14 protein-coding genes and 1 pseudogene are annotated in these 13,417 nt (G+C 69.6%); 10 read left to right on the forward strand and 5 right to left on the reverse strand.

Features of this window, described 5'->3' with window-relative positions:
- Nucleotides 1–24: 24 nt before the first annotated feature.
- The 4 genes and pseudogenes from OG524_RS28835 (at nucleotide 25) to OG524_RS28850 (ending at nucleotide 1,848) form a co-directional block, all read left to right on the forward strand.
- On the forward strand, nucleotides 25–201 hold the full coding sequence (locus OG524_RS28835; protein WP_405812513.1) for a CGNR zinc finger domain-containing protein: 177 nt from the start codon (nucleotides 25–27) through the stop codon (nucleotides 199–201).
- 441 nt (nucleotides 202–642) lie between these two features.
- A pseudogene (locus OG524_RS28840) lies at nucleotides 643–1,059 on the forward strand (AMP-binding protein); the annotation flags it as partial.
- An 82-nt stretch (nucleotides 1,060–1,141) separates the two neighbouring features.
- Entirely contained in the window at nucleotides 1,142–1,363 is a 222-nt protein-coding gene (locus OG524_RS28845) for an AMP-binding protein (protein WP_405812514.1), read from the forward strand.
- 125 nt (nucleotides 1,364–1,488) lie between these two features.
- A complete protein-coding gene (locus OG524_RS28850) occupies nucleotides 1,489–1,848 on the forward strand; it encodes an AMP-binding enzyme (RefSeq protein WP_405812515.1) in 360 nt (119 codons plus the stop codon).
- A gap of 71 nt (nucleotides 1,849–1,919) precedes the next feature.
- Here OG524_RS28850 and OG524_RS28855 read toward each other — a convergent pair whose 3' ends face one another.
- Nucleotides 1,920–2,495 carry a CGNR zinc finger domain-containing protein gene (locus OG524_RS28855; RefSeq protein ID WP_405387791.1) on the reverse strand — a complete coding sequence of 192 codons (576 nt, stop codon included), beginning with the start codon at nucleotides 2,493–2,495 and terminating at the stop codon, nucleotides 1,920–1,922.
- A gap of 157 nt (nucleotides 2,496–2,652) precedes the next feature.
- On the opposite strand from OG524_RS28855, the gene OG524_RS28860 reads away from it, so the two are divergent.
- From OG524_RS28860 to OG524_RS28880, 5 genes are all read left to right on the forward strand, one after another.
- On the forward strand, nucleotides 2,653–3,108 hold the full coding sequence (locus tag OG524_RS28860) for a VOC family protein (protein ID WP_405811936.1): 456 nt from the start codon (nucleotides 2,653–2,655) through the stop codon (nucleotides 3,106–3,108).
- 90 nt (nucleotides 3,109–3,198) lie between these two features.
- On the forward strand, nucleotides 3,199–4,119 hold the full coding sequence (locus OG524_RS28865) for a pyridoxamine 5'-phosphate oxidase family protein (protein WP_405811937.1): 921 nt from the start codon (nucleotides 3,199–3,201) through the stop codon (nucleotides 4,117–4,119).
- 44 nt (nucleotides 4,120–4,163) lie between these two features.
- Nucleotides 4,164–4,364 carry a ferredoxin gene (locus tag OG524_RS28870; protein WP_405387788.1) on the forward strand — a complete coding sequence of 67 codons (201 nt, stop codon included), beginning with the start codon at nucleotides 4,164–4,166 and terminating at the stop codon, nucleotides 4,362–4,364.
- Nucleotides 4,361–5,587: an NAD(P)/FAD-dependent oxidoreductase gene (locus tag OG524_RS28875; protein ID WP_405811938.1), complete on the forward strand. Its 1,227-nt coding sequence runs from the start codon at nucleotides 4,361–4,363 to the stop codon at nucleotides 5,585–5,587. The genes OG524_RS28870 and OG524_RS28875 overlap by 4 nt, the downstream gene beginning before the upstream one ends.
- Before the next feature lie 789 nt (nucleotides 5,588–6,376).
- Entirely contained in the window at nucleotides 6,377–6,541 is a 165-nt protein-coding gene (locus OG524_RS28880; RefSeq protein ID WP_405811939.1) for a hypothetical protein, read from the forward strand.
- A gap of 465 nt (nucleotides 6,542–7,006) precedes the next feature.
- On the opposite strand, the gene OG524_RS28885 is transcribed toward OG524_RS28880, so the two are convergent.
- Both OG524_RS28885 and OG524_RS28890 read right to left on the reverse strand, forming a co-directional pair.
- Nucleotides 7,007–7,195 (reverse strand): hypothetical protein, encoded by a 189-nt coding sequence (locus OG524_RS28885; RefSeq protein WP_405811940.1) that lies wholly within the window; start codon nucleotides 7,193–7,195, stop codon nucleotides 7,007–7,009.
- Nucleotides 7,196–7,300: 105 nt separating this feature from the next.
- A complete protein-coding gene (locus OG524_RS28890) occupies nucleotides 7,301–8,731 on the reverse strand; it encodes an endo-1,4-beta-xylanase (protein WP_405387785.1) in 1,431 nt (476 codons plus the stop codon).
- 929 nt (nucleotides 8,732–9,660) lie between these two features.
- On the opposite strand from OG524_RS28890, the gene OG524_RS28895 reads away from it, so the two are divergent.
- Nucleotides 9,661–11,085: a non-reducing end alpha-L-arabinofuranosidase family hydrolase gene (locus OG524_RS28895; protein ID WP_405811941.1), complete on the forward strand. Its 1,425-nt coding sequence runs from the start codon at nucleotides 9,661–9,663 to the stop codon at nucleotides 11,083–11,085.
- Nucleotides 11,086–11,143: 58 nt separating this feature from the next.
- Here the strand turns inward: OG524_RS28895 and OG524_RS28900 are convergent, their stop codons facing one another.
- Together OG524_RS28900 and OG524_RS28905 are read right to left on the reverse strand one after the other, a co-directional pair.
- Nucleotides 11,144–11,365 carry a hypothetical protein gene (locus tag OG524_RS28900; RefSeq protein ID WP_405387782.1) on the reverse strand — a complete coding sequence of 74 codons (222 nt, stop codon included), beginning with the start codon at nucleotides 11,363–11,365 and terminating at the stop codon, nucleotides 11,144–11,146.
- An 18-nt stretch (nucleotides 11,366–11,383) separates the two neighbouring features.
- Entirely contained in the window at nucleotides 11,384–12,754 is a 1,371-nt protein-coding gene (locus OG524_RS28905; RefSeq protein WP_405811942.1) for an IS701 family transposase, read from the reverse strand.
- Nucleotides 12,755–13,417 lie beyond the last annotated feature (663 nt).

Consider the following 13,417-nt stretch of genomic DNA (forward strand, 5'->3'; position numbering starts at 1 on the left):
CTGGCCCGGATCGCGGCCGAGGCGGTGGCCCTGTTCGCGGGCGCGGGCACCGGCGCGGAGCTGCTGAGAGCATGCCCCGCGCCGGGTTGTGTCCTCTACTTCGTCAAGAGTCATTCCCGCCGCGAGTGGTGCACGGTCGGGTGCGGAAACCGGGTGCGGGTGGCGCGGCACAGCCGACGTGGCCGTGACGCGACTCGGTGAGTGCGGTCTGCCGCACCGCACGGACCTGGCGAAAGCAGTCGCGGACTTCCGCTGGCCCGGTTCGAGCACTTCAACTGGCCCTGGACCACTTCGACACGGCCGCCGCCCCGCACGACCGCACCGCACTGCGCATCGTCGGGACCGGCGGACCGCGGACGGACCGGACGACCGGTTACCGCGAGCTGTCCCGCCGCTCGGGACAGGTCGCCAACTGGCTGTGCACACAGGGGGTGCGCCGCGGCGACCCGTGCTCCTCATGCTCGGAAACCGCGTCAAGGTCTGGGAGACGATGCCGGCCGCCATCAAACGGGGGGCCGTCGTCATCCCGACCTACACCACGGTGACGGCCGCCGAGCTGAGGGACCGCCTGGATCGCGGAGGCGTGCGCCACGTCATCGCCGAGGCGCATCTGACCCCGCGCTTCGGCCCGTTTACGGGTGAGTGGACCGGCATCGCCGTCGGCGGCGAAGCCGCGGGCCGGCAGCGTACGCGGACTCCCGCACCGCACCCGAGGGCTTCACCCCCGACGCGTCGACCGGGTCGGACGACCCGCTCTTCCGCTACCTCACCTCCGGCACCACGTCCCAGTCGAAGATGGTGGAGCACATCCACGTCAGATCCCCCGTCGGCCACCTCTCCGGCATGTACGGGAACGGTGTGCGCCCCGGGGACGTGCACCTCAGCATCTCCGCGCCGGGATGGGCCAAGCACGCCTGGAGCTCGCTCTTCGTACCGTGGACCGCCGAGGCGACCGTGCTCGCGCTGGACACCGCCCGCAGCACTCCTGAACACGTGCTCGAAGTCCTGCGCACCCGGGCGGTGCCGGCCTTCTGCGCCCCGCCGACCGTATGGCGCGGCCTGGCAGCGCGAGGGCTGGGAGACCGGCCGCCCGAACTGCGGGAGGTCGTCGCCGTGGGCGAGGCCCCTGGAACCGGCCCTGGTGGCCAGGCACTGGGGCCTGGACCTGCGCGACGGATACGGCCAGACCGAGAACACCGCCCAGATCGGCAACCCTCCCGGTCGCCCTGGCCGGCCGGGCAGCATGGGCTTCCCGCTGCCCGGTTACGCGGTCGTGCTCCTGGACCCCGAGACCGGGTCGCCCGTCCCGACGGCGAACCCGGCGAGATCTGCCTGGCTCTTTTCGTACGGCTGCTGGGGCTGATGCGCCGTTACGTCGGAGACCCCGAACGGACGCACAAGGTACTGAGCGGGGGTCACTACCACACGGGCGACCTGGCACGGCGGGAGCTGGACGGATCGCTCAGCTACCTGGCGCGCTCGGACGGCATGTTCAAGTCCTTCGGCCACCGGATCTCTCCGCGAGAACTGGAAGAAGTCCTCTTGCGCCATCCGGCGGTCGACGACGCGGCTGTCGTGCCGGTGCCCGGTCCGGTGGGCCTGTGGGCTCCGAAGGCGTATGTGGTTCCGGCCGACGGCCACCTGCCCGGCCCGGAGACCGCCCGGACCCTCCTGGCGCCGGCGTGTGCTGAGCTTCCCTCGGAGGAGTGGATCAAAGTGCTGGAGTTCGTGCCGGTCCTGCCACGCACCGCCTCCGGCAAGGTGCGCCGCGCGCAGTTGCGCGACCGCCGGGCCGGCGAGGGGTTCCCGCCGGCGCCCGAGGAACCGCGGCCGACGTCCCTGCCGTGAGCGGTGCCCGAGGACTGGCCTGGACCTCCCTGGAGGTCCGGGCCAGTCCGGCGTGCGCGGCACCGGCCGGTTCAGGAAGTGCTGCGGCGCGCGTAGTGGCGCTGCGCTTTCGCCCGGTTGCCGCATCCGGCCATCGAGCACCAGCGGCGGGTGCCGTTCTTGGAGACGTCGTAGAAGTGCAGTACGCATGCCTCGTTCGCGCAGGGGCGGATCCGGTCAGGCCGTTCGGCCACCAGGTGCAGCCAGTTCTCGGCCGCGTACCAGGCGAGAGCCCACGCCGGCTGCGTCAGCTCGACCACGGACCCCGGTGCTCCGTCGGCTTCCAGCCGCCGGCGTATGCGGCCGTTCGCCAGGACATCGTTGAGCGCGGCCACGGCCCGCGCCGGCGACGGGTCCTCCCGCAGGACCAGGGCGTCGAGCGCCGCGCGGGTCTCCAGCAGCCGTTCGAGGGTGGCCCGGTCCGCCGTCGGCGTGAGGGGGCCGGTCCGGGCCCACACGGACGCACCGGCCAGCCAGACGGCGAGCCCGTCGACCGAGTCGAGCAGGTCGTGGTGCCCCTCGGCGTCGATCCAGCGGGTGTTGAGCAGATCGAGCGCGAGCGGTTCGCCGGTGAGCGGCCGCGGGTCGGCGCCGAAGGGGTGCGGCATGGCTGGGTCCTTCCGTCGCGGGGCAGTCGGAGCTGCCCTCCCGATACTAACCGGCCAAAGGAAGATCAGCGGTTGACCCCTTTCACCTCTAACCACTAAAGTCATTTTCAACGGTTGCGAGAGCGTCTCGCGGCCCCACGACAACTTGGGGGAGACCATGAGCAAGGCGAAGAACCTGCAGACCGGCCACATCGGCCTCAACGTCACCGATCTGGACCGTTCGCTCGCCTTCTACCGGGAGGTCTTCGACTTCGAGGTTCTGGCCGAGGGCAAGGAGGACGGCCGACGCTGGGCCTTCCTCGGTCGCGGTTCGCGACTCCTCGTCACTCTCTGGCAGCAGAGCGAGGGCAGCTTCGCGACCGACAAGCCCGGCCTGCACCACCTCTCCTTCCAGGTCGACACGATCGAGGAGGTCAGGGCCACGGAGGAGGTCCTGCGCACGCTGGGCGCGGAGTTCACCTACCAGGGAGTCGTGCCGCACGGCGAGAGCGGGGCCTCCGGCGGGATCTTCTTCACCGACCCCGACGGCATCCGCCTGGAGATCTACGCGCCCACCGGCGCCGACCCGGCCGACGCCCCGACCGCCGACGCCCCCACCTGCGGCTTCTTCTAAGCACCGCACGGTGTCGAGCCACCACCCCGCCCCGTGCGTACGCCACGTCCCCCGGCGTACGCACGGGCTCCGCAGCCGGAAGGACATGCCGTGATCGCTTATCACCGCGGCGAGATCACTGTGCAGGGGCGAGCGGGCCTCGCCCAACAGGCGGAGTTCTCACGCAGAGCCATCCAGAACGCCGTCCCCGACGTCGCGGCCGCGTTCCTGGCCCAACAACCGATGATCGTGATCGGCGGCACGGACCGCGACGGCCGGATCTGGGCCACCCAGCTCACCGGCCCGCCCGGTTTCCTCGAAGCGGCGGGCTCCACCCTGACCATCGGCGCGCTGCCGCGGCCCGAGGACCCGCTGGCCGGACTCCTCACCGAGGCCCGGGCCGGCGCCCCCGCCCGGATCGGCACGATCGCGATCGAACCGGCCACCCGCCGCAGGATGCGCGTCAACGGACGGGCCGTCCGAACCGGTGACCAACTGCGTGTCGCACTCGACCAGGTCGTCGCCAACTGCCCCAAGTACATACAGAAACGGGACCACCGCAGGTTCGCGCCGGACGACGGGGAAGCCGCGCGCACCGTCATCCACGGCACCGAACTCAGTCCCGACCAGCAGCGGACGCTGCGCGAGGCGGACACCTTCTTCATCGCCACCGCGTCGGACCGGGGCGACGCGGACGCCTCCCACCGGGGCGGCAACCCCGGCTTCGTCCGCGTCCTCTCCCCGACCCTGCTGCGTTGGCCCGACTACGCCGGCAACGCCATGTTCCTGACCCTCGGCAACCTGGAACGCAACGCGTCCGCGGGCATCTTCGTACCCGGCTGGAACACGGGGACCGCCCTGCACCTCACCGGCAGTGCCCGCACGGTCTGGGACGCGGAGGAGACCGCCGGAATCCCCGGCGCGCAGCGGATCGTCGAGTTCGCCGTCACGGGCGTACGGGAGGTCATGGCGGCCTCCCCGCTGCGGTGGTCCGAACCCGCTTACTCCCGTTTCAATCCGCCGGCTGCCTGAGCGCGCGTCGCTCACCGACCACTTCCGAACACCGCAGGAGCCCCATGCAGATCTCCGTGGACATGAACCTGTGTGAGAGCCACGGGCAGTGCGTCTTCGCGGCGCCCGAGGTCTTCTCCTTCGACGACGAGGACTATCTCGTCCACGACGCCACCCCCGACGACGTGCTGCGCGAGAAGGTGGAGAAGGCCGCCGCCGCCTGCCCCGTCCGCGCCATCACCTCCCTCTCGGCGACCGCCTCGTGACCGCCACCTCTTCCCGCCCCCGGGACATCGTGATCGTCGGCGCCTCCCTGGCCGGTGTCAGAGCAGCGGAGACGCTGCGGGCCGAAGGCTTCACCGGGAGGCTGACCCTCGTGGGGAACGAACGCCTCACCCCCTACGACCGCCCCCCGCTGTCCAAGGAGTTCCTCACCGCCGAGCACGATCCGCCGGCCACGAGACTCCCGGTCTCCGACGGACTCCGCGCCCGCTGGCTGCTGGGGCGGACCGCGGTCGCACTGGACCTCCGGGCCAGGACCGTCGCGTTCTCGGACGGGACACGACTGCCGTACGACGGGTTGGTGATCGCCACCGGCGCCACGGCCCGCCGAAGCGCCGGGCCTCCGGCTCCGTCCAGGGGTGTGTTCACGTTGCGCGGCCACGACGACGCCACGCGGCTGCGGGGCGCACTCGCCCAAGGCCGCTCCCTGCTCGTCGTCGGCGCGGGCTTCCTCGGCGGCGAGATCGCCGCGGCCGGCCGGGCCCGCGGTCTCGACGTCACGCTCGTGGAGACGGGGGCCGCCCCCCTGGAGCGCGTTGTCGGACCCGAGGTGGGGGCATTCGTCGCCATGCTGCACCGGGAGGCGGGCATCGACCTCCGTACCGACACGGCGGTGACGGAATTCCGGACCGCCGCCGACGGCGGTCTTTCCGGCGCGCGACTGACCGACGGGACCGACGTCACGGCCGATGCCGCGGTCCTGGCCCTGGGTGCTCTGCCCGCCACCGATTGGCTCAGCGACTCCGGCCTGCGCACCGATGGCGGCGTGCACTGCGACACCCGCCTGCGTGCCCTGGCCCTGGACGGCACGCCCGTACCCGACGTCGTCGTCGCGGGAGACGTCGCCAGGGCTCCGCAACCGCTGGCGGACGGTGCGGCCCTGGCGCTCGGCCACTGGACCAACGCGGTGGATCAGGCGGTGACAGCGGCCCGCACCCTGCTGCGCGGTGCGGGGAGCCCCGCCTTCGACGAGGTTCCGTCCTTCTGGTCCGACCTGCACGGCGTCCGGATTCGTTCCGTGGGTCTCCCCGCCGTCGCCGACACGGTGGAGATCCACGAGATCGACTCCTCCACCCGGCGGTTGGAGGCCAGTTACCACCGGGCGGGACGCCTGGTCGGAGCCCTGACGATCGGCCGGGCGGCCCGTCTCGCGGCCTACCACCGGTCGTTGGCCGAAGCGTCGCGTGCACACCGCTCCGCCGCGTGACGCCGGGCGCCGCGAAAAGGCGGTCGCCAGGTGAGCGAGCCGGGAGGTCCGGCCGGTGACGCAGGGGCAGCCTCGACGGATCGCAGTCCCCTGACGCCACTGTGGTCGGCAGTGGCCCTCTCCGAGGTCGCCGGAGGCTGCGAAGGGCCGAAGGCGCTCACGGCGCGAGCCGGTCGGCGGACGGCGGGTCACCGGCGACGCGTCAGCCAGTTCGGCAAACCGCCCTGCCGGACGATCTGCACCCCAGGCTGCCGCGCACGACCAGTACGAGCACCGCGAACCGGGGTCCCGCCGCCCCAGCTGACCAGCCGCTTCAAGATGGCGCCGCCTCAAAGGAGCCGCGCGCGGCTTCTGGGATCAGGCCGTCCAGGCGGAGCGGATGTCATGGGACGGTCATGCTCTCGCCTACCGCCGTGACGCCCCTTTGACGCTCTGCGCGCCCGGCGGCCCGCATGCATGCGGGAGAGGGCACCTGACCTGCAGTTTTTTCCAGCCTCACCCCGGGTGGCGTGTTTCCGATGACGTCGCATGTTGAGTGCGTAGCTAGTTTGGAACCTGCAGAGAAGGGCGCCTGACCTGCGATTATGTGGCTTGGGTGGGTCGCTCGACCTGTTTTCCTCATCGCAGCGGGTCGAGCGGACGGGGCGACCCGTTGGGCGGTCCGACCTGCGAATTCATGAGGGTGGCCGTGCGGACCGGAGCATCGGCAAGGGGGCAAGTACGCCGGCACGGGCGTCCCGCTACGTTTCCCCAGCGGCGGCGCGAGCTGCCGTCCCGGATCCACACTCCTTGAAACCGAGAGAGCGGCCCGTCCGGGCCGTGTTCGGTGCGTATCTGGACCCGGGACTCTCGGGCCTTCCACGACCCCCGACACTCAGCTACGAGGTGGACGCGGCGGGTCGGCTCGCCGCCCGCACCGACGCGCTCGGCGGCCCGCTCTGCGTGACGCGGTGAGGCCGGCGGCCAGGTCGCGGACGAGCGTGTATCGCTGAACTCACCCACGGAGGACCAACGGATGGCGGCGGAGTGGCTGTTGGACATGCCCCGGGTGGCGGGCGCTCCTTGCCCGTGCGCCTCGACACGGTGGACGACCCGCTGGCCGATCTCGGATGAGTCACGCACCGCTTCCCTGTTCATGGGTGGCTGTGACGAGGACCGTTGCCCGAGGGCGCCGTGTGGCCCTCGGCCGCAGATTCCGGATGCGCGGGCGGCCTCGACGACGCGGCGGGCAGCCGTGCCACGGCGCAGCGGAACCAGGGCTCCGGTGCCCACGGCTTCCACGGCGGACAGACGCCTGTTCGGTCCGCAGCCACGAGGCTGCGGACCGAACAGGTTGTGGGCACGGGGACCCGGTAGCCGCCGTGCTGCCTGTACACGTGGTCAGGTCAGCCGGTCGTGTTGCCTGTACACGTGGTCAGGTCAGCCGGTCGTGTTGCCCGTCTTCCAGACGGTCATGGACGTGATGACGCCGCCGTCGCCGAACAGCCGCAGGGAGTCCTGCCAACTGCTGGTTGGCCGAGTTGTGGCCGGCCTGCTGCTGGGATTCACTGTCGTAGCCGCGGCGGGCGCCGGATTCAGCGCGGCGAGCCTGCCGATCGCGAGGGTCACCGCCGCCACGGAGGCGACCAGGGACCATCAACGACGTCTACCTGAAAGGGCGGAGAAGCACCAACGGCCCTCATCGTTTTCGCCCTTTCTTCGTGGCAGGTCCCCTCAGGAACGGGTCCAGCGTTGGTTGCTGCCGTTCGAGCAGGAGTAGAGCTGGATCAGGGTTCCGTTGGCGGTGCCGTTGCCGACGGCGTCGAGGCAGAGGCCGGACTGGACGCCGACGATGGATCCGTCGGAGTTGAGGCGCCATTTCTGGTTGTCGCCGCCCCAGCAGCTGTAGATCTGGACCTTGGCTCCGTTAGCGGTCCCGGCTGCGTCCAGGCACTTGTTGCCGTAGACCCGGAGCTCGCCTCCGGCGGTGGAAATCCACTGCTGGTTGGTGTTGCCGTTGCAGTCCCACAGTTGCAGCTGCGTTCCGTCGGCGGTGCCGGCGCTCGGCACGTCCAGGCAGCGGCCCGAACCAACGCCCTTGATCTGTCCGGAATCCGCAGGGGGCGTGGTGGAGCCGCCGTTGAGTGCGTTGAGGACGGAGGTGTAGGCGGACTTCTTACTGCCGTCGTTGTTGAACAGCAGCGGTGAGTCCTCCGATCGCCAGGAGTCGCTGTCACGCACACCCCAGACGGTGATGCCGAGGCAGCGCGGGACGGCCAGGCAGTCGTTGGTCACGTTGGCGTAAGTCGTGCCCGAGGCGCCCTGGATGTCGAGTTCGGTGACGGCCACGTCGACGCCGAGGGCGGCGAAATTCTGCAGAGTGGTGCGGAAGTTGCTGTTGTAGGGGCTTCCGCTGTTGAAGTGCGACTGGAAGCCGACGCAGTCGATCGGCACGCCGCGCTGCTTGAAGTCCCGGACCATGGCGTACATGGCCTGGGTCTTGGCCCAGGTCCAGTTCTCGACGTTGTAGTCGTTGTAGCAGAGCTTGGCCGCCGGGTCGGCGGCGCGCGCGGTGCGGAATGCGACCTCGATCCAGTCGTTGCCGGAGCGCTGCAGGTTGGAGTCCCGCCGGGCTCCCGAGCTGCCGTCGGCGAAGGCCTCGTTCACGACGTCCCACTGGGCGATCTTGCCCTTGTAATGGCCCATCACGCCATTGATGTGGTCATTCATCGCCTGGCGCAGTGTGCTGCCGCTCAGGCTCTGCATCCAGCCGGGCTGCTGGGAGTGCCAGGCCAGGGTGTGGCCGCGCACCTGCTTGCCGTTCTGCACCGCCCAGTTGTAGACGCGATCAGCGGAGGTGAAGTTGAACTGGCCCCGCTGCGGTTCGGTGGCGTCGATCTTCATCTCGTTCTCGGCCGTCACCGAGTTGAACTCACGGCCGGCGATCGTCGTGTACGTCGAGTCGCCCAGCCTGCCCGAGGCGATGGCGGTGCCGAAGTAGCGGCCGCTCTGCGCCGCTGCGGCGCCGAGCGTGCTCTCTGCTGCGTGTGCGGTCGGCGGCGCGACCAGTGTGGCGACCGCACCGAGGACGCCGACGACCAGCGCCAACAGCAGGTTGCGGATCTGCCGGCGGACCACTGGTCCGGGAAGGGCATACGAGCCCATGACTGTGCCTCCAAGGTAGAAATCACGGAAGGACTGAAGCAGGGGTTTGCGGCGTCCGCGCCCATTCGACGGACGGGGCGGGCCGGAGCCCGGGCAGCACGGAATCACCGGGCACCGCGGTCATGGGACGGGTTGATCTCCGACACAGGCATGGGGGGTACTCCATCGCGGCTCAGTCGGGGGACCCCACGCGGCGTCGCCTGCCTCTCCAACCGCGTGAAGAGCCAGGACGTGCTGGTGCGAACCTCACCGGAGCGAACGGGGTGGCGCGGTGGCGCACGGATCTGTGTGCAGTTGTCGAGTGGATCTGCCCTGCGGAACGGATTCCCCAAGGCCGGCGCGGTTCGAAGTGTCGTGCTGTGGCCGGTTCCTCAGACAGGAATGATTGAGGTATTGATGATGCATCGTCAATACTCGCGCCAGGAAAACTTTCTGCTGCTCTTTCGAAACTTTCGAAGTTTAGTGAGTTGGGCGACCTCCGGGCGTCGCCCCTTGTTCGCCGCTTCCGTGTCGGCGTAAAGCATTTGATGTCCGGGCCTCGCTGGGTCACCTCCACTCCAGTGGTAAGTGTGTTGCGGCTCGGCCATGGGTCGAGGTGTGCGACATTTCGTCCACCGGTTCCCGCAAATGTTTCGGTATCGACAGCGATACATGCGAGAGGTGTTGACGCCGTTCACCGGCTCCCTATCATTGGGGGCGGCCGACACTTCGACCCTTGTTCGATACGACGAACGCGTCGAGTCGCTCCATCGCGCAGCAACGACCCCGGGTCGCACCGCCCGAACGCGGTGCCGCGCGGAGTCGTGCGTATACGTATGTCATGACCTCGCCAACTCTTTGCCGTCGCCCTCTCTTCGACCGTGCAACCCGGGCGCTCGGCCTCCGACGAGGCCAACCGGAACCGTCTACTCAAGTTGGAGGAAGTCCCTATGCGCAGAGGAAGTTTCAGCCTCAGGCATCCGTCTGCGGTGCTCGCCGCCGTGGTCGCGGCCCTGGCCGCGTTGGCGGCGATGCTCGTCGCCACTCCGGCTCAGGCGGCTGCCAGTGGCGCCTTGCGCGGTGTCGGTTCGGGCCGGTGCCTCGATGTGACGGGTGCCGTCCAGACCGACGGCGCGTCCCTGCAGATCTACGACTGCTGGAACGGAACCAACCAGCAGTGGACGTGGACGGACGCCAACCAGTTGACGGTGTACGGCAACAAGTGCCTGGATGTTCCGGGCCACGCCACCACGGCCGGTACCCGGGTACAGATCTGGACCTGTTCCGGCGGCGCGAACCAGCAGTGGCGGGTGAACTCCGACGGCACGGTCGTCGGCGTGGAGTCCGGGCTGTGCCTGGAGGCCGCGAGCGCCGGTACGGCCAACGGCACGGCGGTGCAGTTGTGGACGTGCAACGGTGGCAGCAACCAGAAGTGGACCGGTCTGACCGGGACACCGCCGACGGACGGCACGTGTTCTCTTCCGTCGACGTACCGCTGGACGTCGACGGGTGTGCTGGCGCAGCCGGCGAACGGGTGGGCCGCGGTGAAGGACTTCACCACCGTGACGCACAACGGCAGGCACCTGGTCTACGCGTCGAACGTGTCGGGATCGTCGTACGGCTCGATGATGTTCAGTCCCTTCACGAACTGGTCGGACATGGCGTCGGCCGGCCAGAGTGGGATGAGCCAGGCCGCGGTGGCGCCCACGCTGTTCTACTTCGCACCCAAGAACATCTGGGTGCTGGCATACCAGTGGGGTGCGTGGCCCTTCATCTACCGCACGTCGAGCGACCCCACCAACCCCAACGGCTGGTCCTCCCCGCAGCCGCTGTTCACCGGGAGCATCTCCGGCTCCGACACCGGCCCGATCGACCAGACCCTGATCGCCGACGGCCAGAACATGTACCTGTTCTTCGCCGGTGACAACGGCAAGATCTACCGGGCGAGCATGCCGATCGGGAACTTCCCGGGCAACTTCGGATCGTCGTACACGACGATCATGAGCGACACGAAGGCCAACCTCTTCGAGGGCGTACAGGTCTACAAGGTCCAGGGCCAGAACCAGTACCTCATGATCGTCGAGGCGATGGGCGCGAACGGGCGCTACTTCCGCTCCTTCACGGCCTCCAGCCTGAACGGGTCATGGACCCCGCAGGCCGCCAGTGAGAGCAACCCCTTCGCGGGCAGGGCCAACAGCGGTGCCACCTGGACCAACGACATCAGCCACGGTGACCTGGTCCGCAACAACCCCGACCAGACCATGACCATCGATCCCTGCAACCTGCAGTTCCTCTACCAGGGCAAGGACCCCAACGCGGGCGGCGAATACAACCGCCTGCCGTGGCGGCCGGGCGTCCTCACCCTGCAACGCTGATCTTCCCGATTCACGTGACCGTGATGTTGTGCGGTCTGCAGGCGTGTGGGCGAACGGTTCACGGCGGGGCCGGTTCCACCTGACGGCCGAGACCACCGCATCGAGGAACCCCGGCCGTTCGGCGGCCGGGGTTCCTCTGGGTCACCGGGTCGGTGCTGTTGAAGCGGCCGGTGGCGGTGTTGTACCGGCGGGCGTGGAGGTCGAGGTTGCCGGTGGTGGTCTCGTGGCGGGCGCCGGTGCAGGAGAGGGTGCTTGCGGGTGCGCCTCCCGTGACAGTCACGGCAGCTGTAGTTCTTGATCACGGCTGGTCGTGGCGGCGGTGTCGTTGCTGGTGGCAGGCGGTTGCGACGGCTTGGTGATGGCGTCTCCAGGCGGTCCAGTGCAGGACGTGGTCACGGTCGCGGGCGGGTGGTGACAGCACGATGGCCCGCAGGAGACGGATGAGCTCGGGACAGGTCAGCGGGACGAGTCCGGGCTGCCGCTCGGAGCCATCATGGACAGCTGCGGCCGTGAGGGCGAGGACGGCGGCGGCGATCAGGGAGAACAGTGACCAGCGCATCCAGGAGTTCCAGCAGGTCACCTGGCCCTGGTCGAGTCCGGTGAAGCCCTTGGCGAGTTGGAAGGTCTCCTCGATCCGCCACCTCCGGCAGATCACTTCCACCAGCGTGCCGAGCGGGACGTCGCCGGGTGCCCAGCAGCGGAAGTAGGACACCTCGCCGGTGTAGCGGTGCCGCCGTGCGACCAGCACACTCGTGCCAGCCCCAGCCCCAGCCGCGTTCTCGTTCCCGTTCCCGTTCCCGTCGGGAGTGTCGTCGGGGCGGACCTCGAGCCAGGCCCAGTCGTACTCGCGGGTGCCCTTCGCGCCGTGCCCTGTCCGCCGGCGCAGCCATTGCTCGGGCCGCACCTTGTTGATCAGCTTGCGGGCCTCCCACCGGTGGCCGGCCCCGTCGGTGACCTGGTAGGTCGCGGCGATACCGACTGTGTAGCCCAGGCCCAACGCCCTTATTCCCCGGCGCAGTTCACGACCGCAGTACACCTCGTCGCCTGCGAACCATCGGGCATCGAGACCGGACGCGAGCACGCCGGTCACCATGGACAGCGCCTGCTGTGGTTTCGTCGCGAACACGACCTCCTCCGGGACCCCGGCCACCTCGCGGCGCTCCTCGTCCGCGGCCCAGTCCGCCGGGAGGTACAGGGCCCGGTCCACGATCACCTTCATGGTTGCGGTGACCGCCGCCAGATGCACCGCCACCTGGCACAGGCCGACGCCGCCGAGCGCACCGGAGTACTGCGGGCCGGCCCCCACGCAGTCTGTGGAGGACTTCGCGTCCCCCGTCTCGTCGGCCACCAACACCACTTCCTGGCCCGCGAGTTCACCGGCCACCAGGCGGGCGATCTCCCCCCGTGCCCGTTCGTGGTCGAACCGGGCCCGGGAGAGCAGGTGCTGCAGCCGGTGCGGACCCGGGTGCCCCAGCGCCTGCCCGAGCGTCCAGCAGTTGCGCGTGTCCACCTCCATCAGCAGCCCCGCGACCAGCTCCGCCATAGTCGCTCGCGTCTCGCGCCGCGCGAAACAGCCCGCGACCGCAGCCATCGCCCTCCCGAACGTCTCGGCCCACGCCTGCTCGGCTATCGTGGCCTCTACGGCCACCGTCTCTTGATACGTCGTCACAAACGTTCATGATCGCGGTGGCCGCACCCATGCCCGCACCCAGCCCCTCAGCGCGCTGACCAGCCCAGACGCCGGAACTACGGCTGCCGTGACAGATCACGACGGATCGCCCGATGCAGCGTCGTCAGCGACGGCACTGCACCGGACGGGGACTGGCGGGCCGCCCGGACCGTCAATTCCCGGTGGACCGCCCGTACGTTCCCCTTCCACAACACCAGCAGACCGCGCACCTCCGAGGTGATCGTGAACCTCACACCGGCCCGGCTACGGTCCGCCGGAGCGGCAGCCGCGGCCTCATCGCTCTCAGCAGCGGCGGCCAGCCACCGCCACACCGTGCGCTCCGCCACCCCCAGCGCTACCGCAGCCACCCCGACGTGGCCTGCAGTCAGCTCACCCCCCACCTGCAGCGCAAGCAACCGCCGGACCGCCGGACCACGTAGTGCCACCCGCGACGCCACAGGCAGTCCGCCGCCCGCACCAACAACGCCACCGTTCTCCATACCAGCCCACGATGCCGCCACACAGCCGCTCAAGGATCAGAAGTGCCGTTCCCATGACAGCGGAGCACAAGGGGGTGTACCGCTCCGTGTCAGCGACATGATCCCCATGTACCACCCCATGTCAGTGACCCGATCCCCCAACCTCGCTACCACCAGCACAAAC

It is taken from the genome of Streptomyces sp. NBC_01520, assembly GCF_045040375.1.
GTDB lineage: Bacteria > Actinomycetota > Actinomycetes > Streptomycetales > Streptomycetaceae > Streptomyces.

Excerpts from the sequence above, each read along its gene's own strand:
- OG524_RS28850 (WP_405812515.1), top strand. The coding sequence starts at position 1,489 with ATGTTCAAGTCCTTCGGCCACCGGATCTCTCCGCGAGAACTGGAAGAA.
- OG524_RS28855 (WP_405387791.1), bottom strand. The coding sequence starts at position 2,495 with ATGCCGCACCCCTTCGGCGCCGACCCGCGGCCGCTCACCGGCGAACCG.
- OG524_RS28860 (WP_405811936.1), top strand. The coding sequence starts at position 2,653 with ATGAGCAAGGCGAAGAACCTGCAGACCGGCCACATCGGCCTCAACGTC.
- OG524_RS28870 (WP_405387788.1), top strand. The coding sequence starts at position 4,164 with ATGCAGATCTCCGTGGACATGAACCTGTGTGAGAGCCACGGGCAGTGC.
- OG524_RS28890 (WP_405387785.1), bottom strand. The coding sequence starts at position 8,731 with ATGGGCTCGTATGCCCTTCCCGGACCAGTGGTCCGCCGGCAGATCCGC.
- OG524_RS28895 (WP_405811941.1), top strand. The coding sequence starts at position 9,661 with ATGCGCAGAGGAAGTTTCAGCCTCAGGCATCCGTCTGCGGTGCTCGCC.